General features: G+C 65.7%; 22 protein-coding genes. 2 read left to right on the top strand and 20 right to left on the bottom strand.

All coding sequences use genetic code 11. The features are described 5' to 3' along the window. Nucleotides 1-199 precede the first annotated feature (199 nt). On the bottom strand, nucleotides 200-832 hold the full coding sequence (locus AAW51_RS13075; RefSeq protein ID WP_047194970.1) for a response regulator transcription factor: 633 nt from the start codon (nucleotides 830-832) through the stop codon (nucleotides 200-202). Further along, on the bottom strand, nucleotides 829-1,791 hold the full coding sequence (locus AAW51_RS13070) for a sensor histidine kinase (RefSeq protein ID WP_083438264.1): 963 nt from the start codon (nucleotides 1,789-1,791) through the stop codon (nucleotides 829-831). The genes AAW51_RS13075 and AAW51_RS13070 overlap by 4 nt, the downstream gene beginning before the upstream one ends. 326 nt (nucleotides 1,792-2,117) lie before the next feature. Here AAW51_RS13070 and AAW51_RS13065 point away from each other — a divergent pair, with 326 nt between their 5' ends. Both AAW51_RS13065 and AAW51_RS13060 read left to right on the top strand, forming a co-directional pair. Continuing rightward, the gene (locus AAW51_RS13065; protein WP_238947852.1) at nucleotides 2,118-2,807 is read left to right on the top strand and encodes a response regulator transcription factor; all 690 of its coding nucleotides are present in this window, start codon (nucleotides 2,118-2,120) and stop codon (nucleotides 2,805-2,807) included. Between the two features lie 331 nt (nucleotides 2,808-3,138). After that, complete coding sequence (locus AAW51_RS13060) at nucleotides 3,139-4,989, top strand: ATP-binding protein (protein WP_047194969.1); 1,851 nt, start codon at nucleotides 3,139-3,141, stop codon at nucleotides 4,987-4,989. 11 nt (nucleotides 4,990-5,000) lie between these two features. Here AAW51_RS13060 and AAW51_RS13055 read toward each other — a convergent pair whose 3' ends face one another. The 18 genes from AAW51_RS13055 to AAW51_RS12970 form a co-directional block, all read right to left on the bottom strand. After that, nucleotides 5,001-5,912: an SDR family oxidoreductase gene (locus tag AAW51_RS13055; RefSeq protein WP_047194968.1), complete on the bottom strand. Its 912-nt coding sequence runs from the start codon at nucleotides 5,910-5,912 to the stop codon at nucleotides 5,001-5,003. Between the two features lie 28 nt (nucleotides 5,913-5,940). Further along, nucleotides 5,941-6,903, bottom strand: coding sequence for a glutathione S-transferase family protein (locus tag AAW51_RS13050; RefSeq protein WP_047194967.1), 963 nt, complete (start codon nucleotides 6,901-6,903; stop codon nucleotides 5,941-5,943). Between the two features lie 294 nt (nucleotides 6,904-7,197). Continuing rightward, the gene (locus tag AAW51_RS13045) at nucleotides 7,198-8,220 is read right to left on the bottom strand and encodes an NADP-dependent oxidoreductase (protein WP_047194966.1); all 1,023 of its coding nucleotides are present in this window, start codon (nucleotides 8,218-8,220) and stop codon (nucleotides 7,198-7,200) included. 12 nt (nucleotides 8,221-8,232) lie between these two features. Beyond that, nucleotides 8,233-8,685: a PaaI family thioesterase gene (locus tag AAW51_RS13040; protein WP_047194965.1), complete on the bottom strand. Its 453-nt coding sequence runs from the start codon at nucleotides 8,683-8,685 to the stop codon at nucleotides 8,233-8,235. Between the two features lie 22 nt (nucleotides 8,686-8,707). Continuing rightward, nucleotides 8,708-9,493 carry an SDR family oxidoreductase gene (locus AAW51_RS13035; protein WP_417903604.1) on the bottom strand — a complete coding sequence of 262 codons (786 nt, stop codon included), beginning with the start codon at nucleotides 9,491-9,493 and terminating at the stop codon, nucleotides 8,708-8,710. Between the two features lie 70 nt (nucleotides 9,494-9,563). Further along, nucleotides 9,564-9,917 (bottom strand): Dabb family protein, encoded by a 354-nt coding sequence (locus tag AAW51_RS13030; protein WP_047194963.1) that lies wholly within the window; start codon nucleotides 9,915-9,917, stop codon nucleotides 9,564-9,566. A gap of 10 nt (nucleotides 9,918-9,927) precedes the next feature. Then, nucleotides 9,928-10,119, bottom strand: a complete 192-nt coding sequence (locus AAW51_RS13025) for a hypothetical protein (RefSeq protein WP_047194962.1) — start codon at nucleotides 10,117-10,119, stop codon at nucleotides 9,928-9,930. Between the two features lie 5 nt (nucleotides 10,120-10,124). Beyond that, nucleotides 10,125-11,984 carry an acyl-CoA dehydrogenase gene (locus AAW51_RS13020; protein WP_047194961.1) on the bottom strand — a complete coding sequence of 620 codons (1,860 nt, stop codon included), beginning with the start codon at nucleotides 11,982-11,984 and terminating at the stop codon, nucleotides 10,125-10,127. 79 nt (nucleotides 11,985-12,063) lie between these two features. Further along, the gene (locus AAW51_RS13015; RefSeq protein WP_047194960.1) at nucleotides 12,064-12,498 is read right to left on the bottom strand and encodes a PaaI family thioesterase; all 435 of its coding nucleotides are present in this window, start codon (nucleotides 12,496-12,498) and stop codon (nucleotides 12,064-12,066) included. Nucleotides 12,499-12,515: 17 nt separating this feature from the next. Then, nucleotides 12,516-13,691: an acetyl-CoA C-acyltransferase gene (locus tag AAW51_RS13010; protein ID WP_047194959.1), complete on the bottom strand. Its 1,176-nt coding sequence runs from the start codon at nucleotides 13,689-13,691 to the stop codon at nucleotides 12,516-12,518. Nucleotides 13,692-13,713: 22 nt separating this feature from the next. Continuing rightward, complete coding sequence (locus AAW51_RS13005) at nucleotides 13,714-14,325, bottom strand: HD domain-containing protein (protein WP_047197750.1); 612 nt, start codon at nucleotides 14,323-14,325, stop codon at nucleotides 13,714-13,716. A gap of 41 nt (nucleotides 14,326-14,366) precedes the next feature. Continuing rightward, nucleotides 14,367-16,460 (bottom strand): 3-hydroxyacyl-CoA dehydrogenase NAD-binding domain-containing protein, encoded by a 2,094-nt coding sequence (locus AAW51_RS13000; RefSeq protein ID WP_047194958.1) that lies wholly within the window; start codon nucleotides 16,458-16,460, stop codon nucleotides 14,367-14,369. A gap of 187 nt (nucleotides 16,461-16,647) precedes the next feature. Beyond that, entirely contained in the window at nucleotides 16,648-17,343 is a 696-nt protein-coding gene (locus AAW51_RS12995; protein WP_047197749.1) for an ABC transporter ATP-binding protein, read from the bottom strand. A 5-nt stretch (nucleotides 17,344-17,348) separates the two neighbouring features. Next, nucleotides 17,349-18,119: an ABC transporter ATP-binding protein gene (locus tag AAW51_RS12990; RefSeq protein WP_047194957.1), complete on the bottom strand. Its 771-nt coding sequence runs from the start codon at nucleotides 18,117-18,119 to the stop codon at nucleotides 17,349-17,351. Next, on the bottom strand, nucleotides 18,116-19,411 hold the full coding sequence (locus AAW51_RS12985) for a branched-chain amino acid ABC transporter permease (protein WP_047194956.1): 1,296 nt from the start codon (nucleotides 19,409-19,411) through the stop codon (nucleotides 18,116-18,118). Before AAW51_RS12985 ends, AAW51_RS12990 begins: the two co-directional genes overlap by 4 nt. Before the next feature lie 3 nt (nucleotides 19,412-19,414). Next, nucleotides 19,415-20,455, bottom strand: a complete 1,041-nt coding sequence (locus tag AAW51_RS12980) for a branched-chain amino acid ABC transporter permease (protein ID WP_047194955.1) — start codon at nucleotides 20,453-20,455, stop codon at nucleotides 19,415-19,417. Between the two features lie 143 nt (nucleotides 20,456-20,598). Then, complete coding sequence (locus AAW51_RS12975; protein WP_047194954.1) at nucleotides 20,599-21,837, bottom strand: branched-chain amino acid ABC transporter substrate-binding protein; 1,239 nt, start codon at nucleotides 21,835-21,837, stop codon at nucleotides 20,599-20,601. 130 nt (nucleotides 21,838-21,967) lie between these two features. Further along, a complete protein-coding gene (locus AAW51_RS12970) occupies nucleotides 21,968-23,602 on the bottom strand; it encodes a 3-(methylthio)propionyl-CoA ligase (RefSeq protein ID WP_083438263.1) in 1,635 nt (544 codons plus the stop codon). Between the last annotated feature and the right edge of the window lie 139 nt (nucleotides 23,603-23,741).

Here is a 23,741-nt window from a genome sequence, read left to right as displayed (position 1 = left end):
GCTGCCCCGGGCCGGCCTGTCGGATGGACAACTCAACAATAGGCAGGGGATCGCAGCCTGGCAGTAGGGATGGGGGCAATGAGACTGCCTTCGGTACCAAGACGTCCGGTCCTCGCTTCGTCGCATACCTGGGTTTCGCCCCTACATCGCGGCGGCACCGCCCTCTACCGGGTGCCTCCCCTTGAATCGGTGAACAGCCCTAGTGCTTCGCGACGCCCGCCAGGGGCATGCTGTCGGCAGCGAGCAGCTGTTTCATCAAGTCGGGCAGTGTTCTGACGCCCACCGCCCGCATGATCTTCGCGCGATCGGCCTTGACGGTGCGTTCACTCACCCCGAGTTCGTTCGCGATCTGCTTGTGCAAGCGCCCTGCGACGATGAGCTCGAGCACCTTGCGCTCCCTCGCGTTGAGCGAGGCAACCGCGGCGCGCACCTGCCCCGTCCGCAGGTCGCGCTCGCGCAGAACCACGTCGGTCTCGATCGCATCCTTCACGGCCGCCAGCAGTTGCTCGCCATCGAGCGGTTTCATCAGGAACTGGATGGCCCCGCCACGCATCGCCTGTACCGTGGCACGAATGTCGGGAGCACCCGAGATGAACACGATGGGTCGCAGATGGGCGGGATGACGCACCAGCGCGGCCTGCAGTTCTAGGCCGTTGACGTCCGGCAATTGCATGTCCAGCAGCAGACAGCCCGGCCCGCGCTCGGGAGAAGAGACGAGGTAGTTGGCCGCGGCGGCGTAGCTGCACACCTGATAGCCGGCGGCGCCGAGCAGGCGCGCGAGCGCCTCGCGCACGGCCCTGTCGTCGTCGATCAGGTGGACGGTGGCCGTCATTGCGTAACCTCCGTGCTGCGCGCTGCGGTGCGAGCCCCTTCGGACGGCCAGGCGGGGCTCATGCCGGCTCCTTGCACCGGGTCGACCGCCTCGGCGTGCGCCGGCTCGGGTCGGACCGGCAGGCGGATGGTGAACACGGCCCCGCCGCCAGAACGGGAAGCGGCATGGATCGTGCCGCCGTGGGCTTCGAGTATCGACCGCGAGATGGACAGGCCTAGCCCCATACCGCCGTCCTTGGTCGTGAAGAACGCTTGGAAGAGAGCCTCGGCCTCGTCGGGGCTGAAGCCGTGGCCCCGGTCGTGAACCTGCACCACGATGTGCCCCGGCCCGTCGCGGGTCTCGATGAATGCCGTCCGAGCGGCAGCGGCCGTGCCCCGCATCGCGTCCATCGCATTCAGGATCACGTTCAGCATCACCTGCTGCAATTGCACTTCGTCGCCGAGCACCATTGCCCGTGCCGCGTGGGAGTGCAGCACCAGCACGACACCACGCCGCTGGGCCTCGTCGCCCAGCATCTTGATCACCTCTTCTAGCAGCGCATGCAGATTCAGATCGCGGCGCACCAGCGTGCCCCGCTCCAGCAGCTTGCGCAGTCGATGGATCACCTCTTGCGCCCGCACGGTATCGCAGCGTATGCAATCGAGAATACGCGGCAACTCCTGGGTCGGCACCGACGGCTGACCAAGCAGCAGCCGCGCCGCGTCCGCATTGCTGCGTATGGCGCTGAGGGGCTGGTGGATCTCGTGCGCGATCGACGCACTCAACTCGCCCACAAGCACAATTCGCGCCGCACGAACCAGCGCTTGGCGGCACCTCTGTTCCTCGCGGCTTGCTGCGCGCATGGCGTTCCAGCGAAGCAGGAGGACGGCCACCAGGGCCGCCGGCACCAGCGCCGCGACCGCGCGGCCGGGGCCGGTTGCCCGTGCGAACCTACCCGCCTCTCTCGACCCCATCGACATGCGCGTCACTCCCCATCAGTCGTCAGCTGTCACAGCAGGCCGCTAGCACGATCGCTAGGTGGCCCGCATCCGGGATGCAGTATCGGCGCGGGTGCACCGTGCCGCATTGGACCAAGGTCCACCGCGAGGGTTCACAGGCGGCAGGCTTGCACGGGCTGCTCACCCGGCGCTTCGGGACTCCAAGGTTCGCCACTTGCTTGCGGCACCCGCTCGGCCATCGGGGCCTCCTTTTGCGTTGGTACCGGGCTGCAAGCATTTGTTGTTGCCTGCAACCCTGCGTATCATCATTCAGTCGTGTTCAACCTCTCGGGCGACGGAAGTCGGGGATGAAGGTGAAGATGCTGACGATGATGAGCAGAACCGGAGAATGTTGGCGCGTCGGTCCCGACACGTCGCAGCCCCTTATCTACATCGTGGACGACGACGTTTCGCTCTGTACGGCACTCGGCCGCTTGATGTGGATCCAGGGCTACTCGGCTGCCGTGTTTCATTGCGCCGAGGCGTTTCTTGCGCAGCACGACCCCGACGCCCACGGCTGCATCATCCTCGACATGGTCTTGCCCGGGCTGGACGGCCTCTCCTTGCAACAGGCACTTTCGCAGCGCGACAACGGCATGCCCATCATTTTCTTGACCGGGCAAGCCGACGTTGCGATGTGCGTACGCGCGATGAAGGACGGCGCCTTCGATTTCCTGACCAAGCCGTTTGACGACACCGTGCTGCTGGCCAGCGTGCAGCGCGCGGTGGAGATGGACGCGCTGCACAGGCGCACGCGTGCCAAGCGCGCGGCCGCCGAGTCGCGCCTTGCGACGCTCACGCCACGCGAGCGCGAGGTGCTCACGCATGTGGTTGCGGGCCGTCTGAACAAGCAGATTGCAGCCGATCTGGGCACCTGCGAGAAGACCATCAAGGTGCATCGGGCCCGCGGCATCAGGAAGATGTGCGTCCGCTCTGTGGCCGAACTGGTACGCGTCCTCGATGCCACTTGCATCAGAAGCCAGGATGAGGGCCATTGAGGCTGCATCCCGGCAGAGCTGACAGGGGTCGATGCCGCAGCATGCGGCAGTGGCTTGCTTCTTGCCAAACGGGGGACATGAGGGAGATTCATCCGGACGTTTTGGCCTTTGTGGCTGCACTTCCGCGCCGAGCGCGGGCCGTCGTGCCCCACCCTCGCCCGCCCGCCGCCGCCCTTGCGGCGCGGCGCCTCGCACCGCCCTTGCGGCGGGTGCCGGGGCTCCAAGCATCACCCGCTCCCCGCCACGCAACACGCCACGCCTGTTATAGAACAGCCGATTGCACGCACCGAGACTGCGAGCGACCTGGCAAACGAGGGCGATTTTGAGAAAGATGCCGCTCGCGCGGGTGATGGCATGGCTTTCTTGCCTGGGTCTGGTCGCCGGCACCGCATGCGCTTCAGATCAGGCGCCCTCCGACATGGCGGTTCTGCTGCTTCGCGCTGCGGATCTGTCGTGGCCACCCCCCATACCGTTCAATGCGGCATTTGCCGAAGCCTTGCAGTCCTCATCATCGTTTCCCGTCTATGTTTATGAGGAAACCATCGCGAGCGACATGCTCTCGGTCGTCGGCGGGTCCCGCCTGCTGTTCGACTACTTGACGACGAAGTACGCCGGCCGGCACGTCGACGCGATCGTCGCCGTCGGCGATGCTGCGCTGGCCTTCGTACGGCAGAACCAGGGGATGTTCGGCGCGCCCCAGATCGTCGCCGTCACGACGGGTATCGGCGCGACACGCACGGAGGACGGGTACGCCCGAAGGCTCGACGCGTCCCCCGAGATCGGCAAGACGCTCGATCTTGCCCTGGCCCTCCGGCCCTCGACGCGCCATGTGTTCGTCGTCGACGGTGCCCTGCGCAACCACGGCGAGTTGGAGGCCGAAGTCCGGCAGCAGATGGCGAGACGTCGCGCCGACGTCCGTCTGATCTACCTGAAAGATCTGCTGCCCAGCGAGCTCGACGCGCGGATGGCCGCCATTCCGCCGGCTTCGATCGTGCTCTTCCTGCGGCAGACGATCGGCGAGAACCGGCAGCATATCCATCCTCTGCAGGGACTGTCGCATGTCGTGCGCGCCTCGAAGGAACCGGTCTTCTCGGTGGAAGAAGCCCATGTCGGTCGAGGTGTGGTCGGAGGCTCTGTGTGGCGGATGGAGACGGTCGCGAAGTGGGCCGCGGACGCGACACGCCGCACCGGGAGCAGCCCCAAAACGCGCGATGCGGCTGTCGCGGGCGTCACGTCGTCGATTCTTCTGGACTGGAGAGAACTCGAGCGGTGGAACATTCCTGAGGCGCGCGTGCCCCGCAACAGTACGGTCCTCTTTCACCCGGCCCCGCCACTCGAACCCGAGCGACACGACGGCGCAGCCGGACTGCTGCTGGCAGTCGTCGTCGTGGCCTTGTTCGCGGTGATCCTGGTGGCCCGGCGCGCCCGCGTTCGCGCACAGCACGAGGCGCTGCGGATGCGAGATCGAATGCTGCATCTGGCGCGCTTTTCGGCCATGGGAGAGGTGGCAGCCTCTCTGGCACATGAGCTCAGTCAGCCACTGTCGGCAGCCCTTAGCAATGCACGTGTGGCAGATCACCTGCTGTCCCGGGAGCACATTCCGGTTCCCGAGCTGAAGGCGATCCTGCAAGACATCGTCAACGACAACCGTCGAGCCGCCGACGTCATCGCCCGCATACGCGACATGGTCAGCAGGCGCGTGACGGAGCGTGCGCGCGTGGACCTGCAGGAGGTCGTCCGGGCCATCAACCGTCTGCTGGCAAGCGAAGCCGCCCGTCGACGTGTTTCGATGCGCCTCGACCTGGTGCCCGGAGCACTGACAGTGGAAGCGGACCGGGTCCAACTGCAACAGGTGATGCTGAACTTGCTGCTCAATGCGCTGGACGCCGCGTCCCTGTCGGAGGGTGTAGGACGGGAGGTGCACGTCAGCACCCGCATGAGCGATCAACAAACGGCCCACATCATGGTGAGCGACAACGGCCCGGGCCTGCCGCCCGGGATGGAGCAGCAGGTATTCGAGCCCTTCTACACAACGAAAAGATCCGGGATGGGAGTGGGCCTGTGGATCTCACGCTCCATCGTCGAGGGGCACGACGGCCGGATCTGGGCCACCGCCCGGCCGGGGGGCGGCGCCGACTTCCATGTGACGCTTCCCAGGCTTCCGGCTGAGGGGGGCTCTTGAACGGTCGACCCTCAGCGCAGCGCGTCGCGTAGCGACTTGCGCAGGCTTTCGCCCAGTTCGGGCCTGGCTTCGAACGGGTCGGTGGGGTTGCGGCCCAGCATCACGTCTTCCAGGCGCTTTTGCACCATGCCCAGCGCCTGCGGGTGGCTGTAGATGTAGAACTGGCGGTCGCGCACCGCGTCGAGCACCTTTTGCGCCACCTCCTTGGCCGTGACCTTGCCCGACGTGACAGCCTTCGCGCTCATTGCCTGCGCAATCATCTGGCTGGGTGTGGCCTTGATCGCCGCCAGCTCTTCCTTGGGCCGGTTGCGATGCGACTCATGGATGCCGGTGGGCACGAAATACGGGCACAGCACCGAGCAATCGACCTGCTCGGTGACCAGGTGCAGATCCTGGTACAGCGTCTCCGACAGGCTCACCACCGCGTGTTTGGTGACGTTGTAGACGCCCATGTTGGGCGAGTTCAGCAGGCCTGCCATCGACGCCGTGTTGACGATGTGGCCCTCGAAGTCGGGGTTGCTGCGGGCCGCCTCGATCATCAACGGCGTGAACACGCGCACGCCGTGCGCCACGCCCATCAGGTTGACGCCGACCACCCACTCCCAGTCTTTCAGCGAGTGCTCCCAGATCAAGCCGCCGAAGGCCACACCCGCGTTGTTGAACACCAGGTGCGGCACGCCGAAACGCTCGACCGTCGCCGCGCCCAGCGCTTCGACCTCGGCCGCTTTGGACACGTCGAGGCGATAGGCCAGCACCTGGGCGCCGAGGCCCCGGATTTCTTCGGCGGCCTTGTCCAGCGCGTCCTGCTGCACGTCGGCCATCACGACATTCATGCCCTGCGCAGCGGCGAGGCGGGCGAGTTCGAGACCGAAGCCGGATCCGGCGCCGGTCAGCACGGCGGTCTTGCCTTGGAAGGTTTTCATCTGGAATGCTCCTGGTGGAAAAACGGTGTCACTGCGCGCCGGCAGCGGATGCGGCGGGCTTCACCTCGTAGCCGATGCGCGGGAAGTGCACGTGCACCGTGCCCGCGCGCGGGTCGGTGCGCCGCACGGTGAGGCGGTCGACGCGGGCCTGCAGCAGTTCACCTTCGACGGCGTCGAAGGCGTAGTCGGTGGCGGTGACCGTCACGCGCTCGCCGATGCGCAGCTTGGGCAGGTCCACCAACTCGGCAGCCGCCACCGGCTCCGGGGCGCTGGAGGCGGCAACCTCGATCGCTTCGGCGGCGCTGCGGTGCACCGGGCCCTGGGCGTCGAGACCGATGGCGGCCATGCGGGCCAGCCAGGCCTGCAGCCGTGGCGTGGTGTCGAAGATGCCGGCGAGCGGCTTGAGCCGATTCACGAACCACAAGGGGTGATAGGCGGAAAAGTCAGCCAGGCTGGGCGCGTCGCCGCCGAGCAGGAAGTCGCCCACGCGCAACTGCTCGTTCAGCCACCCGAGTGCCGCGCGGAACTGCACCGTGGCCACGGCCGTCGGCGTCCGGGGTGCACCGCTGCGCATCTTGGCGCGATCTTCGGCGAAGGCTTGCGCCACCCCCGGCGGCTGCCCCTCGAACAACGCGGCCACGCCGGCCGGCTGGAAGGCATAGCCGATGGTGGACCAGAACAGCGAGCGGTCGGCCCAGTCGGCCACCACCCGTGCCAGACCCTCGCTGCCGGCCGGGCCGGGGAACAAGCTGGGGGTCGGCTGCCGGGCTTCCAGCACGTCGACGATCAGCGCGGTGTCGCAATAGATGTCGGCGCCGACCTGCAGGAAAGGCGTGCGCCGGTAGCCGCCGGTCAGCGCGACGACGTCGGGCTTGGGCATGATGGCCGGCACGATGACCGATTGCCAGGGCAGGCGCTTGTGCGCGAGGATCAGCCGGATCTTCTCGGAGAACGGCGACGTCGCGTAGTGATGGAGGATGAGGTCTTGCACGTCAGGTCCTGTCGTGTCTTGAGGTGAGGGGCGCGGCGCCGACCGACCCTTCGAGCAGTCGGCATGGCGCGCGCGACGTTAACGTCCAGTTCGAGCCCTAGGCGCGAGGCCCGAAGGCGGGCCCGGCCGCGTCGCGGAGACAGTCAGCACGGAAGGCGTGGCACACGACGCCGCGCGCGTGCCGGTACAGCATCCCGCCCTGCACGGCCGGCACCACGTCCTGGCGCTGCATGTCGCTGCGCTGCTTCGACACGCGCAGCGAGCCGGGCCCCCAGCCCGCTGCGCCGCAGCGCGTCAGACCAGCTTGACCAACTGCTTGCCGAAGTTCTTGCCCTTGAGCAGGCCCAAGAAGGCCTCGGGCGCTTCGGCGATGCCGTTCGCGATGGTTTCGCGGTACTTGAGCTTGCCGGTCGCCACCAGCGTGCCGAGTTCCTTCAAGGCCTCGGGCCAGGCATCCATGTGTTCGCTGACGATGAAACCCTGCAGCTTCAGGCGCGACACCAGGATCATCTGCGGGTTGGCCATCGGGATGGGCTCGCCGTTGTAGCCGGAGATCATGCCGCAGAAGGCCATGCGACCGAATGCGTTCATGCGCAGCATCACGGCGTCGAGCACCATGCCGCCGACGTTCTCGAAATAGCCGTCGATGCCGTCCGGCGTGGCCTCCTTGAGCGCCGCCGACAGCGATTTCAGGTCACGGTGCTGCTTGTAGTCGATGCAGGCATCGAAGCCGAGCTCTTCGGTCACGTAGCGGCACTTGTCGGGGCCGCCGGCAATGCCGACCGCGCGGCAACCGCGCTCCTTGGCGAGCTGCCCGACGACACCACCGACGGCGCCACTGGCGGCACTCACCACCACGGTCTGGCCGGCCTTCGGCTCGATGATGCGCACCAGCCCGTACCAGCCGGTGACGCCCGGCATGCCCACCGGGCCGAGGTAGGCCGACAGCGGGATGTGGGTGGTGTCGACCTTCTGCAGCACGCCGCGTTGGTTGGCGTCGACCACCGTATATTCTTGCCAGCCACCCATGCCGAGCACCTTGTCGCCGGCCTTGAAGTGCGGGTTCTTCGACTCCACCACCTCACCAACGGTGCCGCCGATCATCACCTCGTTCAAAGGCTGCGGTTCGGCGTAGCTCTTGCTGTCGTTCATGCGGCCCCGCATGTAGGGGTCGAGCGACAGGTAATGATGGCGCACCAGCACCTGGCCCTCGTTCAGGGCCGGCACCGGCTTCTCGACCAGCTTGAAGTTGGCGGCGGTCGGCTCGCCCTCGGGCCGCGACGCCAACAGGATCTGACGGTTCACGTAAGAAGACATCGTGTGACTCCCTTAATCTGAGCCCGCGCCGTCGAGACGGCGCTGCAGCGGTTTGACCTCGCGCTTCTCGGTCGGAAGCGCACGCAGGTACTTGAAGGTGCCGGTGGCATGTGCGATGCGATCACCGGCGTCGGTCAGGATCTCACCTTCGCAAAACGCCAGCGTCGCGGTGCGGTGCATCAGCCGGCCGACGGCCCGCAACGCGCCGGTGCCCGGGCGCATGAAGGTGGTCTTCATCTCGATGGTCACGACACCGGGACCGTAGTCGGGCGGGCCGTTGATGCTGCGGGCGGCATGCGCCATCGCGACGTCGAGCAAGGTCATGCTGATGCCACCATGCGCCACGCCGAAGGAATTGAAATGCTCCTCGCGCAACTCGACGCGAAGTTCGGCTTCGCAGTCATCGATGCGCACCAGCTCGAAACCGAGCGCCTTGACGAAGGGGATGTGAACCGGGAACTGCATGGCGGTGACGGCGTGCTGTCGTTCAGCCGCCGACCAGTGCGCTGACACCACCGTCGACCGCGAGGATCTGGCCGGTGATGTGCTTGCCCGCCTGCGAGGCGAACAGCAGTGCCGCCCCCTTCAGGTCTTCGTCGTCGCCGATGCGCTGCAACGGCGCATGCTGCGCGACGTTGTCGACCCCCACCTTCGACAGGGTGCCCTGGGTCATCTTGCTGGGAAACATGCCGGGGGCCAGCGCATTGACCGTGATACCGTACTTGCCCCACTCGCAGGCCAGCGCCCGGGTGAAGTTCACCACCGCGCCCTTGCTGGTGTTGTAGGCGATGGTGTTCATGAACGCCGGGTTGCCGCCCAGGCCGGCGATCGACGCGACATTGATGATGCGGCCTTGGCGGCGCGGGATCATGCTCTTCTTCGCGATCGCCTGCGACAGCAGGAAGATGCCGCGGATGTTGAGGTTCATGACCTTGTCCCAGGCCTCGATCGGGTGGTCCTCGGCGGGAGCGCCCCAGGTGGCGCCGGCGTTGTTGACCAGGATGTCGACGTGCCCGAGGCGCTGCAGCGTCTCTTCGGCGATGCGCTGCACGTCTTCTTCCTTGCTCGCATCGGCGGCCACCCAGCGCGCGTCGATGCCGCGGTCCTGCAGGTGCGCCATCGCCTCCTCCAGGTCCTGCGCCTTGCGCGAACTCAGCATCAGTTTCGCGCCGGCCTCGCCGAGCGCCTCGGCGATCTGCAGGCCCAGGCCGCGGGAGCCGCCGGTGATCAGGGCCGTGCGGCCGGTCAGGTCGAACAAGGGGTTGAGGCTCATGGACACACTCACTCGCAAAGTCGGAAGAAAGGGGGAATCCGGCGGCACGCAGGTGCCGCGGGGAACAACGTCAAAGCTGCACCGGCGCGGTCGGTGCGAAAGAGAGGTCGTCGGCCAGGTCGACGTCGGCGCCCGGCTGCGCGTGGGTCACGTAGTCCACCACGGCGCGAGAGGCACGCAAGCGGCCGAGTTGGGCCGCCACGGCCTTGTGATGCGGATGTTCCTGGTAGGCGTCTAGTGCTGCCTTGTCGGTGAAGCTGGACACCAGCACGACGTCCATGTTGGCCTCCAGCCGCGGGTGGCGGATGCCCACCTCGAACTCGAGCATGCCCGGCACCAGGCTCTTGCAGCTGTCGAGCAGCGCCTTGAACTTGGGCGCGTCGTCGCGATCGTTCAGCTGCCACATCACGATGTGTTTGATCATCGATTTACTCCTACTCAGACGACTTCCGGCGCGAGCGCACATAGATCAGCACCACGCCGACCACCGCTGCCACCGCGCCCACAAGCATAAAGCCCTGGCCGAGGGCTTCGTCGCGGCGCGCGACGAACACACCCAGGCACAACACCAGCAAGCCGCCGTAGATCAACACCCAGATCCAGGTTTCCAGCGTGCTCGTCTTCATGATGGTCAGAACCAGCTTTCCTCGGTGTCGCGGCAGGTCGCGTCGCGCGTTTCGACGACGGCCAGCCAGGGCTCGATCTTGGGCAGCTCGTAGCGGAAGAAATAGCGCATTGCGGCCAGCTTGCCGTTCAGCAAATCGGCATCACCGCCGTCGGCCAGCAACTGCTCGGAGCGCGCGCCGACGTCGAGCCAGACCCACGCCAGCACCGCATGACCGAAGGCCTGCAGATAGGGCGTAGCGTTGGCCAGCGCATCCTGCGGGTTGCCGGTGGCCCAGGCGGCCTTGGTCACTTGCCCAATGCGCGCCAGCGCGCGTGCCAGGGCGTTCGCATGCTCGGCCAGTGCCGGGCGCTGCAAGGCGCGCTGCACCGTTTCGTTGATCTTGCCGGCCAGCAGTGTCAGCCCCTTGCCGCCGTCCATGACGACCTTGCGGCCCAGCAGGTCCATGCCCTGGATGCCGTGCGCACCTTCGTGGATCATGTTGAGGCGGTTGTCGCGCCAGTACTGTTCCACCGGGAAGTCGCGGGTGTAGCCATAACCGCCATGCACCTGGATCGCCAGGCTGTTGGCCTCCAAACACCATTCGCTGGGCCAGCTCTTGGCGATCGGCGTCAGCACTTCGAGGAGCAAGGCCGCGTCGGCCGCCGACTGGCCTTGGCCGGTATGCTGTTCGTCGACCAGGCGCGCACAGTACAGCTCCAGCGCCAGCGCACCCTCGCAATACGCCTTCTGCGCCAGCAGCATGCGCTTGACGTCGGCGTGCTGGATGATGGGCACCTGCGGCTGCGCGGCGTCCTTGCCGCCCGGGCCGATCGGACGGCCCTGCGGACGCTGGCGTGCATAGTCGAGCGACGCCTCGTAGCCGGCATACCCCAGCATCGTCGCACCCAGGCCCACGCCGATGCGCGCCTCGTTCATCATGTGGAACATGTAAGACAGGCCCTTGCCCGGCTCACCCACCAGATAGCCGATGGCACCCGCCCCCCGGCCGTCCAGTCCACCGCCCTGCCCCGCGCGTACCGGGAAACGACCTTCGCCGAAGTTCAGCAAGGTGTTGGTGGTGCCGTGGAAGCCGAGCTTGTGGTTCAGGCCCGCCAGCGCCACGTCGTTACGCTCGCCGGTCAGCCGGCCTTCGGTGTCGACCAGGCGCTTGGGCACGATGAACAGCGAGATGCCCTTGACGCCCGGCACCAGCTTGCCGTCGGCGCCCGGGATCTTGGCCAGCACCAGGTGCACGATGTTCTCGGTCAGCTCATGTTCGCCGGCCGAGATCCACATCTTGTTGCCCTTGAGTCGGAAGCGCGGCCCCAGCGGGTCGGCTTCGTACTCGGGGCCGTCCGGCACCGCGCGCGTCGCGACGTCGGACAGGCTGGAGCCGGCCTGCGGCTCGCTCAAGCACATGGTGCCGAACCAGCGGCCGGAGAATTCGTTCTTCGCGAACACCTCTTTCTGCAGCGCCGTGCCGTGCGCCATCAGCAGGTTGGCGTTGCCGCTGGTGAGCATCGCGTAGCCGCCCATTGACACGCTGGCCATCTGGAAGAAGCTGTTGGCCGCCATCTCGATCACGCAGGGCAGCTGCATGCCGCCCAGCTCGTAGTCTTGCGCCGCGGCCAGCATGCCCGCCCCGACGTAGGCCGCCGTGGCCGCGTGTGTCGCCTGCGGCAGGTGCACCCGTTCACCGTCGAAATGCGGCTCTTCGGTGTCGGACAGACGGTTGTAGGGCGCGAACTTCTCCCGTGCAATGCGCTCGCAGGTGTCGAGCACCGACTCGAAGGTCTCGCGGGAGTGGTCGGCGAAGCGGGGACGCGTGGTGAGCGACGCGACGTCGAGCCAGTCGTTGAGCAGGAAGTTCAGGGTAGAACGCATCGAGGCTTCCGTGAGAGGGGGTCAGGTTCGGGATCGGGTTTCGGGTGGGGCGAGAAGCAAACCGGGCGGTGTCACGGGCTCATGCGCCCTCGCCCGGCGGCCTGTCGGGCAGCCGCACGATGGTGCCCTGCGCGATCGCGCAAAGCTTCTCTTCACCCTGGTGCACTGTGTAGATGTCGCAGCGGCAGACCGCCTGCGATTTACCGGCTTGCACCGCGGCGGCGCGCGCCACAAGGCGCTCGCCAACGGCAGGCCGCAGGTAGTTGAGTTTGAATTCGGAGGTCACCACACGCAGCTGCAGCATCGTGCCGCCAGCATAAGTGAGGCTGTTGTCAGCCAGGTAGCTGACCACACCGCCGTGCACGAAGCCGTGCTGCTGCAGCAGTTCCGGCGTGATGGGCAACTGCAGTTCGCAGCGGCCCGCCTCCAGAACGGTCAGCTCGGCGCCGAGCAGGCGGCTGAAAGGCTGGGAGGCCAGCACCTCCCGACCTCGTTGTAGCAAGTCGGGTGGCATCTGGCCTCGCCGTGGGCTTACAGCACCTCGAACACGCCAGCGGCGCCCATGCCGCCGCCGATGCACATCGTCACGCAAACGCGCTTGGCACCGCGACGCTTGCCTTCGATCAGCGCGTGGCCGGTCAGGCGCTGGCCGCTGACGCCGTAGGGGTGGCCCACCGCGATCGCGCCGCCGTTGACGTTCAGGCGGTCCATCGGGATGCCCAGCGTGTCGGCGCAATAGAGCACCTGCACCGCGAACGCTTCGTTCAGCTCCCACAGGTCGATGTCAGACACCTGCAGGCCCAAACGCTTCAGCACCTTGGGCACGGCGTAGACCGGGCCGATGCCCATTTCGTCAGGCTCGCAGCCGGCGATCGCGAAACCGAGGAAACGACCCAGCGGCTTCAGGCCTTTTTGCTGGGCGTACTTGTCGCTCACCACCACGCAGGCACCGGCGCCGTCGGAGAACTGGCTGGCGTTGCCCGCGGCGATGACACCGCCGGGCAGTGCCGTGCGGATGCCGGCCACGGCTTCATAGGTGGTGCCCGCGCGCAGGCCTTCGTCCTGCGTCACGGTGACTTCCTTGGTGCGCATGCCCAGCACCGGGTCGGCCACACCGGCGGTCACGGTGATCGGCACCATCTCGTCGTTGAACTTGCCGGCTTCCTGGGCCGCGCAGGCCCTTTGCTGGCTGGCGGCGCCGTACTGGTCCATGCGCTCGCGACCGATCTTGTAGCGCTTGGCCACCTGCTCGGCGGTCTGCAGCATGCTCCAGTAGATCTCGGGCTTGTTCTGCATCAGCCAGCCTTCACGCGCCATGTGCGTGTTGGCTTCGTTCTGCACACAAGAGATGCTCTCGACGCCACCGGCGACATAAGCGTCGCCTTCGCCGGCGATGATGCGCTGTGCGGCCATCGCAATGGTTTGCAGGCCGCTCGAGCAGAAGCGGTTGACGGTGACGCCGCCGACGGTGATCGGCAGGCCGGCACGCAGGGCGATCTGGCGCGCGATGTTGCCGCCAGTCGCGCCTTCGGGCGTGGCGCAGCCCATCAGCACGTCTTCGATGACGGCAGCGTCAACGCCCGCGCGTTCGACCGCGGCCTTGACGACATGGCCGCCCAGCGTCGCGCCGTGGGTCATGTTGAATGCACCCTTCCACGACTTGGCGAGCGGCGTGCGGGCAGTGGAAACGATGACGGCGTCGGTCATGATCAGAAATCTCCAGTCGAAATCAAGCGGCGGCCGTGCCGCGGGCCTTTTGTTGGTCGGCGTCGGCAACGGCCTTGTAGAGGGTGTTGCGGGGCTTGGCGAACACACGGCGGACCATGGGTTCGAACTCGCTGATCGGCAGCGTCTCGCCCTGGGCATCGAAGGCCGGGCTGTCGTAGAGCTCGCAGAACTCGGCCGTGGTCTCGAACCACGGGTGCGAGCGGAACTGCTCGCGCAGGTCGCGGTTCAGGCCGATGTAGTGGAAGAAGTAATAGCCCTGGAAGATGCCGTGGTGCTGCACCATCCAGAGGTTCTGCTCGCTGACGAAGGGCTTGAGGATGGCGGCCGCGATGTCGGGATGGTTGAACGACCCCAGCGTGTCGCCGATGTCGTGCAGCAGCGCGCACACCACGTATTCCTCGTCGCGCCCGTCGCGCAGGGCGCGGGTCGCGGTCTGCAGCGAATGCGTATAACGGTCGACCGGGAAGCCGCCGTAATCGCCTTCGAGCACCTTCAAGTGCCCGAGCACACGCTCGGGCAAGCCCTTGGCGAACTGCATGAACTCGCCGGAGATCAGCTTCCAGTCTTCTTGCGTGCTGTCTTGCATGCTTTTGAAGTGGGCGCGTTCGATCATGCTCATGATGTCTCTCCGGCGAGGGGTGCAGGGTCAGTCGATCAGCTGAAGCTCTTGCCTTCTTCCGCCAGCTTGGCCAGCAAGGGCGCCGGCTCCCAGAAGCTGGCGTCGTCGTGCGGGTTCTTCTGGAAGCGCTTCATCGTCTGCACGACATTGAACAGGCCCACCGTGTCGGCATAGCACATCGGGCCACCGCGGTAGAGCGGGAAGCCGTAGCCCGTCAGGTAGACCATGTCGATGTCGGATGCACGCGAGGCAATACCCTCTTCGAGAATCTTGGCGCCTTCGTTGACCAGCGCGAACACCAGGCGGCTGACGATCTCTTCGTCGCTGATCTTGCGCGGCTTGATGCCCAGCTCGGCCCGGTGCTTCTCGATCATCTCGTTGACCACCGTCGACGGGATCGCATCGCGCTTGCCCGGCTTGTAGTCGTACCAGCCGGCACCGGTCTTTTGACCGAAGCGGCCCATCTCGCACAGCAGATCAGCCGTCTTGCTGTAGCGCATGTTCGGTTTTTCGAGGTACCGGCGCTTGCGGATGTACCAGCCGATGTCGTTGCCGGCCAGGTCGCCCATGCGGAACGGGCCCATCGCAAAGCCGAACTTCTCGACGGCACGGTCGACCTGCTCGGGCGTCGCGCCCTCTTCCAGCAGGAAGCCGGACTGGCGGCTGTACTGCTCGATCATGCGGTTGCCGATGAAGCCGTCGCAGACGCCGGAGACGACCGCCGTCTTCTTGATCTTCTTGGCCAGCTGCATCACGGTGGCCAGCACGTCCTTGGACGTCTTCTCGCCGCGGATGACTTCCAGCAGCTTCATGACGTTGGCCGGGCTGAAGAAGTGCATGCCGACCACGTCTTGCGGACGCTTGGTGAACGACGCGATCTTGTCGACGTCGAGCGTGGAGGTGTTGGAAGCCAGGATCGCGCCGGGCTTCATCACCTCGTCGAGCGTCTTGAACACCTGCTCCTTGACGCCGATGTCCTCGAACACCGCCTCGATCACCAGGTCGGCGTCGCGGATGTCCTGGTAGCTCAGCGTGGTGCTCAGCAGGCTCATGCGCTGCTCGAACTTGTCCTGCTTGAGCTTGCCCTTCTTGACCTGGCCCTCGTAGTTCTTGCGGATGACGCCGATGCCGCGGTCCAGCGCATCCTGCTTCATCTCGATGATGACCACCGGGACGCCAGCGTTCAGGAAGTTCATCGCGATGCCACCGCCCATCGTGCCGGCGCCAATCACGGCCACCTTGTTGATGGCGCGCACCGGGGTGTCTTCGGGCACATCGGGGATCTTGCTGGCAGCACGCTCGGCGAAGAAGGCGTGACGCAGCGCCTTCGATTCGGGCGTCAGCATCAGCGCGGCGAACTGCTCGCGCTCGAAGGTCATGCCGTCTTCGAACTTACGGGAGACCGCGGCTTCGACGCAATCGACACACTTGCCGGGGGCGGGGAAGTTCTTGGCGACCGCCGACACGGTGTTGCGGGCGAACTGGAAGTAGCCGTCCGGATTGGCGTGCGTGGCCTTCAGCTCGCGCACCAGCGGCAGCGGACGGGCGTCGGCGACTTCGTTGGCGAAGGCGATCGCGCTTTGCAGCAGGTCGCCGTCGACGATGCGGTCGAACAGCTTCTGGCCGGGGATGCCCGCCAGCACTTCGCTCTTGACGGGGTCACCGCTGACGATCATGTTCAGCGCGTTCTCGACGCCGATCGCGCGCGGCAGACGCTGGGTGCCGCCGGCACCGGGCACCAGGCCCAGCTTCACTTCCGGAAGCGCGACCTGCGTGCCGGGAGCGGCCACGCGGTAGTGGCAACCGAGCGCGAGCTCGAGGCCGCCGCCCATGCACACCGAGTGGATCGCGGCGACCACCGGCTTGCTGCTGCTCTCGACCGCCTTGATGACGCTCAGCAGGTTCGGCTCTTGCAACGCCTTCGGCGAGCCGAACTCGCGGATGTCGGCGCCGCCCGAAAAGGCCTTGCCGGCACCGGTGATGACGACCGCCTTGACCTTGGCGTCACTGTCGGCTTTGGCAATGCCGTCGGTAATGCCCTTGCGGGTCTCGTAACCCAGGCCGTTGACCGGTGGGTTGTTGAGGGTGATCACGGCCACGCTGCCGTGGAGCTCATAACTGGCACTCATCCGTAGGGCTCCCATCTACAAAAATAGAACGCTCGTTCGATTTTAAGAAGCAGAAACGCCGGCGTCATGTCGCCGGCGTGACAAAAAGAATGGGCCTTTACCGCCTGCAGACACTGGGGTTTTCCCTCGACCCGCGGCAGTTCGGACCGCTCGGTGCGGAATCCGCCACAGCGGCTTCTGCAGAGGCTCAGACTTCCAGCCACTCCTTCCGAACATAGGCATTGTTGCGCAGGTCGGCGGGCGTGCCTTCGAACACGATACGCCCGTGGCCCATCACATAGCAGCGCTGCGAGATTTCGAGCGCGATGGTGAGCTTCTGCTCCACCAGCAAGACGCTGACGCCGCGGCGCTTCAACTCCTTCAAATACTCTGCCACGAGTTCGACGATCTTGGGCGCCAGCCCTTCGGTAGGCTCGTCGATCATGATGAGATCGGGGTCCCCCATCAGCGTGCGGCACAGCGTCAGCATCTGCTGCTCGCCGCCCGACAGCACACCCGCCTCGGTGTGCTGCCGCTCTTTCAGCCGCGGGAACATGCCGTACATGTCGTCGAAGCTCCAGCGGCCGCTGACGCCCTTGCGCTTTTGCCCCAGCAGCAGGTTCTGGTGCACCGTGAGCTTGGGAAAGATGTCGCGGTTTTCGGGCACATAACCGATGCCGCGGTGCGCGATGTCGAAGGCCTGGTGACCGAGGATCTCCTGGTCGCGGAAGCGGATCGAACCCTGCCCGTCCACCAGCCCCATGATGGTCTTGACCGTGGTCGAGCGGCCGCTGCCGTTGCGCCCCAGCAGGCTGACGATCTCGCCCGGCTGGACGTTCATCGTCACACCGTGGAGGATGTGGCTCTTGCCGTAGAAGGCATGCAGATTGTCGAGTTGCAGCATCGTCGTCATGCTCCTGCGGCCTGCTGCTCGGCCAGCACCGACCCGAGATAGGCCTCCTGGACGCGCACGTTGGCGCGCACCGCTTCGGGCTTGTCGAAGGCGATCACCTCGCCGTAGACCAGCACCGCGATCTTGTCGGCCAGGCCGAACACCACGCCCATGTCGTGCTCCACCGTCAGCAAGGTCTTGCCCTCGGTGACCTCGCGGATGAGTTGGATGAAGCGTTTGGTCTCGGACTTGCTCATGCCGGCGGTCGGCTCGTCGAGCAGGATCACGTCGCCGCCGCCGGCGATCGTGATGCCGATCTCCAGCGCCCGCTGCTCCGCATAGGTGAGGTTCATCGCCAGCACGTCGCGCTTGCGGTCGAGCTTGATCATCTCGACCACCTGCTCGGCCCGCTCGTTGGCGTCGTCCAGGTTGCCCAGGAACTTCCAGAACGAGTAGCGGTAGCCGAGCGACCACAACACCGCACAGCGGATGTTCTCGAACACCGACAGGCGATGGAACAGGTTGGACACCTGGAAGCTGCGCGCCAGCCCCTGCCGGTTGATCTCGTAGGGGGTGCGGCCGTCGATGCGTTTGCCCTTCAACAGGATCTCGCCGCTGCTGATGCCGAAGCGGCCGCTGATGAGGTTGAACAAGGTCGATTTGCCGGCGCCGTTGGGGCCGATGATGGCCACCCGCTCGCCGGGCGCCACCTTGAGGTTGGCGCCGCGGATGATTTCGGTCTTGCCGAAGGCCTTGCGGACGTTGTTGAGTTCGAGGGCAAAGCTCATAGTGCCTCCCGCCGACGGTTCAGGTGTTCGATTTCTTCCTGCACTTCATTCCATTCCTGCGCGAAGCGCCGTCGCGCCCACTCGAACAGCCCCACACCAATCGCGAGCACGACCGTGGCCCCCAGCCAGGTGCCCACCCCCTTGGTGTTGAGCGTCAGCCCCAGAAAGCGCATCTCGGGGCCCAGCGCTTCGTTGAGCTGCAGGTGGTAGACCATCTCGATCATCGACGCCGCCCCGGCCAGCATCAGCAAGGCGGTTGCCGCCAGCTTCGCGTAGGCGGGCCAGAGCCGGCGCAGCTTGCCGTAGGCAGCCACCCGCACGTTCATCATGATCAGGCTGGCGATGCCGCCAGGCGCGAACATCACCATGAACATGAACACCAGCCCGAGGTAGAGCAGCCACGCCTTGGTCAGCTCCGACAGCAGCACGAAGGCGATCACCATCAGCACCGCGCCGATGATGGGCCCGAAGAAGAAGGTGGCGCCGCCGAGGAAGACGAACAGCAGATACGCGCCCGAGCGCCCGGCGCCCACCACCTCGGCCGTGACGATCTCGAAGTTGAGCGCAGCCAGGCCGCCCGAGATGCCGGCAAAGAAGCCCGAGAGGATGAACGCGATATAGCGCACCCGCTGCGTGTTGTAGCCGATGAACTCGACTCGCTCCGGGTTGTCGCGCACGGCATTCAGCATGCGCCCGAGCGGCGTGCCGGTGAAGGCGAACATCAGCGCGGTGCAGACGAAGCAGTACACCGCGATCAGGTAGTAGAGCTGGATCTGCGGGCCGAAACTGATGCCGAACCAGCCCTTGCCGGTCACCCGGTTGCCGGTGATGCCGCCCTCGCCGCCGAAGAACTCGGGGAACATCAGCGACATCGCCCACACCAGTTCGCCGATGCCCAGCGTGATCATCGCGAACGGCGTCCCCGCCTTCTTGGTGGTCACATAGCCGAGCAGCACGGCGAAGGCCAGCCCGGCTAACCCACCGACCAGCGGCATCAGGCTGACAGGCAGCTGAAGCTCGCCGTTGGACACCATGTTGAGCGTGTGGATCGTCAGGAACGAGCCCAGACCCGAATACACCGCATGCCCGAAGCTGAGCATGCCGCCCTGCCCCAGCAGCATGTTGTAGGCCAGGCAGGCGATGATCGCGATGCCCATCTGCGACAGCATCGTCGTCGACAGGCTGCTGCTGAAGAGCAGCGGCGCGATCAGCAGCACCAGGGCATAGGCGCCCCAGATGATCCAGCGGCCGACGTTGTAGGGCTTGAAATGAAAGTTGGTAACGTTCGACATGGCTCAACCCTCCCGCGTGCCCAGCAAGCCCCTGGGGCGGAAGATCAGGATCAGCACGAGAAACAGGTAAGGCAGGATGGGCGCCACCTGGGACACGGTCAGCCGCAGCACGGGATAACCGAAGGTCTCGGGCGTGATGGCCCAGCCGGCATATGAGAACAGGTTGACGAGCGAATAATCGACCGCCACTGCGAAGGTCTGGATCACGCCGATCAAGAGCGACGCGAGAAAGGCGCCGGCCAGCGAGCCCATGCCGCCGACCACCACCACCACGAAGATGATGGAGCCGACCGTAGCCGCCATGCCAGGCTCGGTGACGAAGGCGTTGCCGCCGATCACGCCGGCCAGCCCGGCCAGCGCGGCACCGCCGCCGAACACCAGCATGAACACGCGGGGCACGTTGTGGCCCAGCGCCTCGACCGTCTCGGGATGGGTCAGCGCCGCCTGGATCACCAGGCCGATGCGGGTGCGCGTCAGCAGCAGCCACACGGCCACCAGCATGAAGATCGCCACCAGCATCATGAAGCCGCGGTAGGCGGGGAACTGGGTGCAGCTGACGACCACCGACGGGTCGACCGAGTTGCACAGCTGGGCCGGCGCCTGCCGCCAGACGAAATCCAGGCCGGAGGCGGACGAACTGACGATGGTGAACAGCGGCCCATCGAGCGCAGCCGGCACGCGGTAGTTGACCGCCGAACGGCCCCAGACGAGCTGAACCAGTTCGAGCAACACGTACGACAAGCCGAAGGTGATCAGCAGCTCAGGCACGTGCCCGAACTTGTGGACCCGACGCAGACAGTATTTCTCGAACAGTGCGCCCACCCCGCCGACCACCAGGGGGGCGACCAGCAACGCGGGCCAGAAGCCGACCAGCTCCGCGGTGGTGAAGGCGACATACGCGCCCAGCATGTAGAAGCTGGCGTGCGCGAAGTTGAGCACGCCCATCATGCTGAAGATCAGCGTGAGCCCCGAGCTGAGCATGAACAGCAGCAGCCCGTAGCTGACGCCGTTCAGCATCGAGATGGTGAAAAACGATGACTCCATCGTGGCTTTCGAGTCGGGTGGGACAACACAGTCGAAAAAAAGGCCCGAGCAGCGATCGGGCCTGCGGTGCCGGCGCCGGGGACGGGCGCCGTTGCCATGACGCGCCGCTCAGCCCTGCTCGGGCGGTCGCGGCGCGTGCGGCCTCAGGGACGCTTCATCTGGCACGAGGTGGGCGTGCTGGCGACGTAGGCATCGTACTGCTTGACCGGCGCGAAGGTATAGCCGGTGTTCTCGGGGCTGTACGAATGTTTGGCGTCGGCCTTCTGCCATTTCGTGATGAACAGGCCCTGCTGCAGCTGGTGGTCACCCTTGCGCATCTCGACCTCGCCGTTGAAGCTCTTGAAGCGCAGGCCTTCCATCGCGGCGGCCACCTTCACCGGGTCGGTCGATTTGGCGCGTGCCATCGCTTCGCCGAGCAGCGCGAAGGCGTGGTAGGTCGCACCGGTGTACCAGTCGTCGTTGAAGCGCTGCTTGAAGTCGGCCATCAGCTTGGCCGTCTCGCCACCCATGTTGTAGTGGTTGTACGAGACCTGGTAGACCCGGCCATCGGCCGCCGAGCCCATCGCCGTCGGCGTGCCGCTGACACCGCCGTAGTAGGTGTAGAACTTGGCGTTCAGGCCGGCGTCGTTGGCGGCCTTGATCAGCAGCGTGAGGTCGGACCCCCAGTTGCCGGTGATCACGGTGTCGGCGCCGGAGGCCTTGATCTTCGAGATGTAGGGCGCGAAGTCGCGCACCTGCGCCAACGGGTGCAGGTCTTCGCCAACGACCTGGACATCGGGGCGCTTGCGCTTCAGGTTCTCTTTTGCGTACTTGGCGACCTGGTGACCGTGCGCGTAGTTCTGGTTGATCAGATAGACCTTCTTGATCTCGGCCTGCTCCTTCATGAAGGTGGTCAGCGCCTCCATCTTCATCGAGGTGTCGGCGTCCAGCCGGAAGTGCCAGTAGCTGCACTTGCTGTTGGTCAGGTCGGGGTCGACGGCCGCATAGTTGAGGTACACGACCTCCTTGCCCGGGTTGCGCTCGTTGTGCTTGTTGATGGCGTCGATGAGCGCCAATGCGGCGCCCGACCCGTTGCCTTGCACCACGTAGCGCACGCCCTGGTCGATGGCCGACTTCAGCGAGTTCAGGCTCTCCTGCGGGCTCAGCTTGTTGTCGATGCCGATGACCTCGAACTTGACCCCCGCCGGGTTCTTCTTGCTGAAGTGTTCCGCCATGAACTGGAAGCTCTTGAGCTGGTTCTGCCCGACGGTGGCCATCAGGCCGCTCAGCGGGTCGATCCAGGCCACTTTGACGGTCTCGCCCTTCTGCGCAAGTGCAGGACCGCAGCTCAGCGCGGCAGCGAGGGCGATCGTGGCGTTCAGGTGCGCGCGGCGCGAAGGCATGGTCGTGTCTCCTATGTTGTATGCGTGTTCAAGCACGTCTTTCAGGCTATCGAAGTTGCCTATCCTCACGTAGAGGGAATGCCCGTAATGTTTGTCACAGGCGCGACAAACATCACGGGCGGCAGCACGATCACACGGTGGGCAGCGCGTGGTCGGCGAAGCGCTCGCGCAGCTTCAGCTTCTGGATCTTGCCGGTGGCGGTGTGGGGGATCTCGTCGACGAAGACGACGTCGTCGGGGATCTGCCATTTGGCGATCTTGCCTTCGTAGAAGCCCAGGATGTCCTGTGCCGACACCTCGGCGCCCGGCTTCTTCACCACCACCAGCAGCGGCCGCTCGTCCCACTTCGGATGGCGGCACGCGATCGCGGCGGCTTCGTGCACCGCCGGGTGCGCCATCGCGATGTTCTCGAGGTCGATCGAGCTGATCCACTCGCCGCCCGACTTGATCACGTCCTTCGAGCGGTCGGTGATCTGCATGAAACCTTCGGTGTCGATGGTGGCGACGTCACCGGTCGGGAACCAGCCCTGCTCCAGCGGCGAGTCCTTGCGCTTGTAGTAGCTGCTGATGACCCAATGGCCTTTCACCAGCAGGTCGCCAGAGGCCTTGCCGTCCCAGGGCTGGGACTTGCCGTCGCCGCCGACGATCTTCATGTCGATGCCATAAATCACGCGGCCCTGCTTCTCCAGCAGGCTGCGCTGGGCGTCCTTGGGCAGGCTCTCGTGCTTGCCCTTCAGCTTGGACACGGTGCCCAGCGGCGACAGCTCGGTCATGCCCCACGCATGCAGCACGGCCACGCCCATCTCGTCTTCCAGCGTGCGGATCATCGCCGGCGGGCAGGCCGAGCCGCCGATCACGGTGCGCTTGAAGGTGCTGAACTTCAGCTTGTTCTGCTTCACATAGGTGATCAATCCCAGCCAGACGGTCGGCACGCCGGCGCTGAAGGTGACCTTCTCCGACTCGAACAGCTCATAGAGCGACTTGCCGTCCATGTGCGGTCCGGGCATCACCAGCTTGGCGCCGACCAGCGGCGCCGAGTAAGGCACGCCCCAGGCGTTGACGTGGAACATCGGCACCACCGGCAGCAGCACATCGCGGCTCGAGCAGCCCATTCCGTCGGGCAGCGCCGAGGCGTAGGCGTGCAGCAGCGTCGAGCGGTGGCTGTAGACGGCGCCCTTGGGGTTGCCGGTGGTGCCCGAGGTGTAGCAGATGCTCGACGCGGTGTTCTCGTCGAACTCGGGCCACTCGTAGTCGCCGTTTTCGGCCTCGACCAGCTCGTCGTAGCACAGCAGGTTGGGCACGCTCGTCTGGGCCGGCATGTGAGCCCGGTCGGTCATGATGACGTAGTGCTGCACGGTCGGCAGGTGCGGTGCCAGCTTCTCGATCAACGGCAGGAAGTTGAGGTCGAAGCACAGCACGCGGTCTTCCGCGTCGTTGACGATCCAGGTGATCTGCTCGGGAAACAGCCGTGGGTTGATGGTGTGGCACACCAGCTCGGAGCCGGAGGTGCCGTAGTAAATCTCGAAATGGCGGTAGCCGTTCCACGCCAGCGTGCCGACCCGGTCGCCGGGCTGGCAGCCCAGCCGTTGCAAGGCCTGGGCCAGCTTGCGGGCGCGCAGCTCGGCATCCCGATAGGTGTAGCGGTGGATGTCGCCCTCCACCCGCTTCGAAACGATCTCGACATCGCCGTTGTGCCGTGCAGCATGCGTGAGCAGCGACGAAATCATCAACGGCATCTGCATCATCTGCCCCATCAAACGCGCCATCCGAATCTCCTGTCAGTAGAAGCGAAAAGTGAATAAAAAAACCATTTAGACGTTGCCGGGGATGATAGGAATCGTGCTGCACTGCAGCGCATGACGTTTTCCCTAGGCAAGTGTCGTTTCGGCGACTGTGAGCCCCTCC

Source organism: Caldimonas brevitalea (assembly GCF_001017435.1).
In the GTDB taxonomy this organism is placed as follows: Bacteria; Pseudomonadota; Gammaproteobacteria; order Burkholderiales; family Burkholderiaceae_C; genus Caldimonas; species Caldimonas brevitalea.
The sequence above is the reverse complement of the archived record's forward strand: the minus strand, read 5'-3'. Positions and strand labels throughout refer to the sequence as shown.

What these genes read in the sequence shown, in the direction of transcription:
- AAW51_RS12970 (WP_083438263.1), bottom strand. Translation starts at nt 23,602, where the DNA reads ATGGCGCGTTTGATGGGGCAGATGATGCAGATGCCGTTGATGATTTCG.
- AAW51_RS13065 (WP_238947852.1), top strand. Translation starts at nt 2,118, where the DNA reads ATGAAGGTGAAGATGCTGACGATGATGAGCAGAACCGGAGAATGTTGG.
- AAW51_RS13000 (WP_047194958.1), bottom strand. Translation starts at nt 16,460, where the DNA reads ATGAGTGCCAGTTATGAGCTCCACGGCAGCGTGGCCGTGATCACCCTC.
- AAW51_RS13055 (WP_047194968.1), bottom strand. Translation starts at nt 5,912, where the DNA reads ATGAAAACCTTCCAAGGCAAGACCGCCGTGCTGACCGGCGCCGGATCC.
- AAW51_RS13010 (WP_047194959.1), bottom strand. Translation starts at nt 13,691, where the DNA reads ATGACCGACGCCGTCATCGTTTCCACTGCCCGCACGCCGCTCGCCAAG.
- AAW51_RS13040 (WP_047194965.1), bottom strand. Translation starts at nt 8,685, where the DNA reads ATGCAGTTCCCGGTTCACATCCCCTTCGTCAAGGCGCTCGGTTTCGAG.
- AAW51_RS13060 (WP_047194969.1), top strand. Translation starts at nt 3,139, where the DNA reads ATGCCGCTCGCGCGGGTGATGGCATGGCTTTCTTGCCTGGGTCTGGTC.
- AAW51_RS12975 (WP_047194954.1), bottom strand. Translation starts at nt 21,837, where the DNA reads ATGCCTTCGCGCCGCGCGCACCTGAACGCCACGATCGCCCTCGCTGCC.
- AAW51_RS12980 (WP_047194955.1), bottom strand. Translation starts at nt 20,455, where the DNA reads ATGGAGTCATCGTTTTTCACCATCTCGATGCTGAACGGCGTCAGCTAC.
- AAW51_RS13075 (WP_047194970.1), bottom strand. Translation starts at nt 832, where the DNA reads ATGACGGCCACCGTCCACCTGATCGACGACGACAGGGCCGTGCGCGAG.
- AAW51_RS13015 (WP_047194960.1), bottom strand. Translation starts at nt 12,498, where the DNA reads ATGCCACCCGACTTGCTACAACGAGGTCGGGAGGTGCTGGCCTCCCAG.
- AAW51_RS12985 (WP_047194956.1), bottom strand. Translation starts at nt 19,411, where the DNA reads ATGTCGAACGTTACCAACTTTCATTTCAAGCCCTACAACGTCGGCCGC.
- AAW51_RS13025 (WP_047194962.1), bottom strand. Translation starts at nt 10,119, where the DNA reads ATGAAGACGAGCACGCTGGAAACCTGGATCTGGGTGTTGATCTACGGC.
- AAW51_RS13035 (WP_417903604.1), bottom strand. Translation starts at nt 9,493, where the DNA reads ATGAGCCTCAACCCCTTGTTCGACCTGACCGGCCGCACGGCCCTGATC.
- AAW51_RS13020 (WP_047194961.1), bottom strand. Translation starts at nt 11,984, where the DNA reads ATGCGTTCTACCCTGAACTTCCTGCTCAACGACTGGCTCGACGTCGCG.
- AAW51_RS12990 (WP_047194957.1), bottom strand. Translation starts at nt 18,119, where the DNA reads ATGAGCTTTGCCCTCGAACTCAACAACGTCCGCAAGGCCTTCGGCAAG.
- AAW51_RS13070 (WP_083438264.1), bottom strand. Translation starts at nt 1,791, where the DNA reads ATGTCGATGGGGTCGAGAGAGGCGGGTAGGTTCGCACGGGCAACCGGC.
- AAW51_RS13030 (WP_047194963.1), bottom strand. Translation starts at nt 9,917, where the DNA reads ATGATCAAACACATCGTGATGTGGCAGCTGAACGATCGCGACGACGCG.
- AAW51_RS13045 (WP_047194966.1), bottom strand. Translation starts at nt 8,220, where the DNA reads ATGTCTTCTTACGTGAACCGTCAGATCCTGTTGGCGTCGCGGCCCGAG.
- AAW51_RS12995 (WP_047197749.1), bottom strand. Translation starts at nt 17,343, where the DNA reads ATGCTGCAACTCGACAATCTGCATGCCTTCTACGGCAAGAGCCACATC.
- AAW51_RS13005 (WP_047197750.1), bottom strand. Translation starts at nt 14,325, where the DNA reads ATGATCGAACGCGCCCACTTCAAAAGCATGCAAGACAGCACGCAAGAA.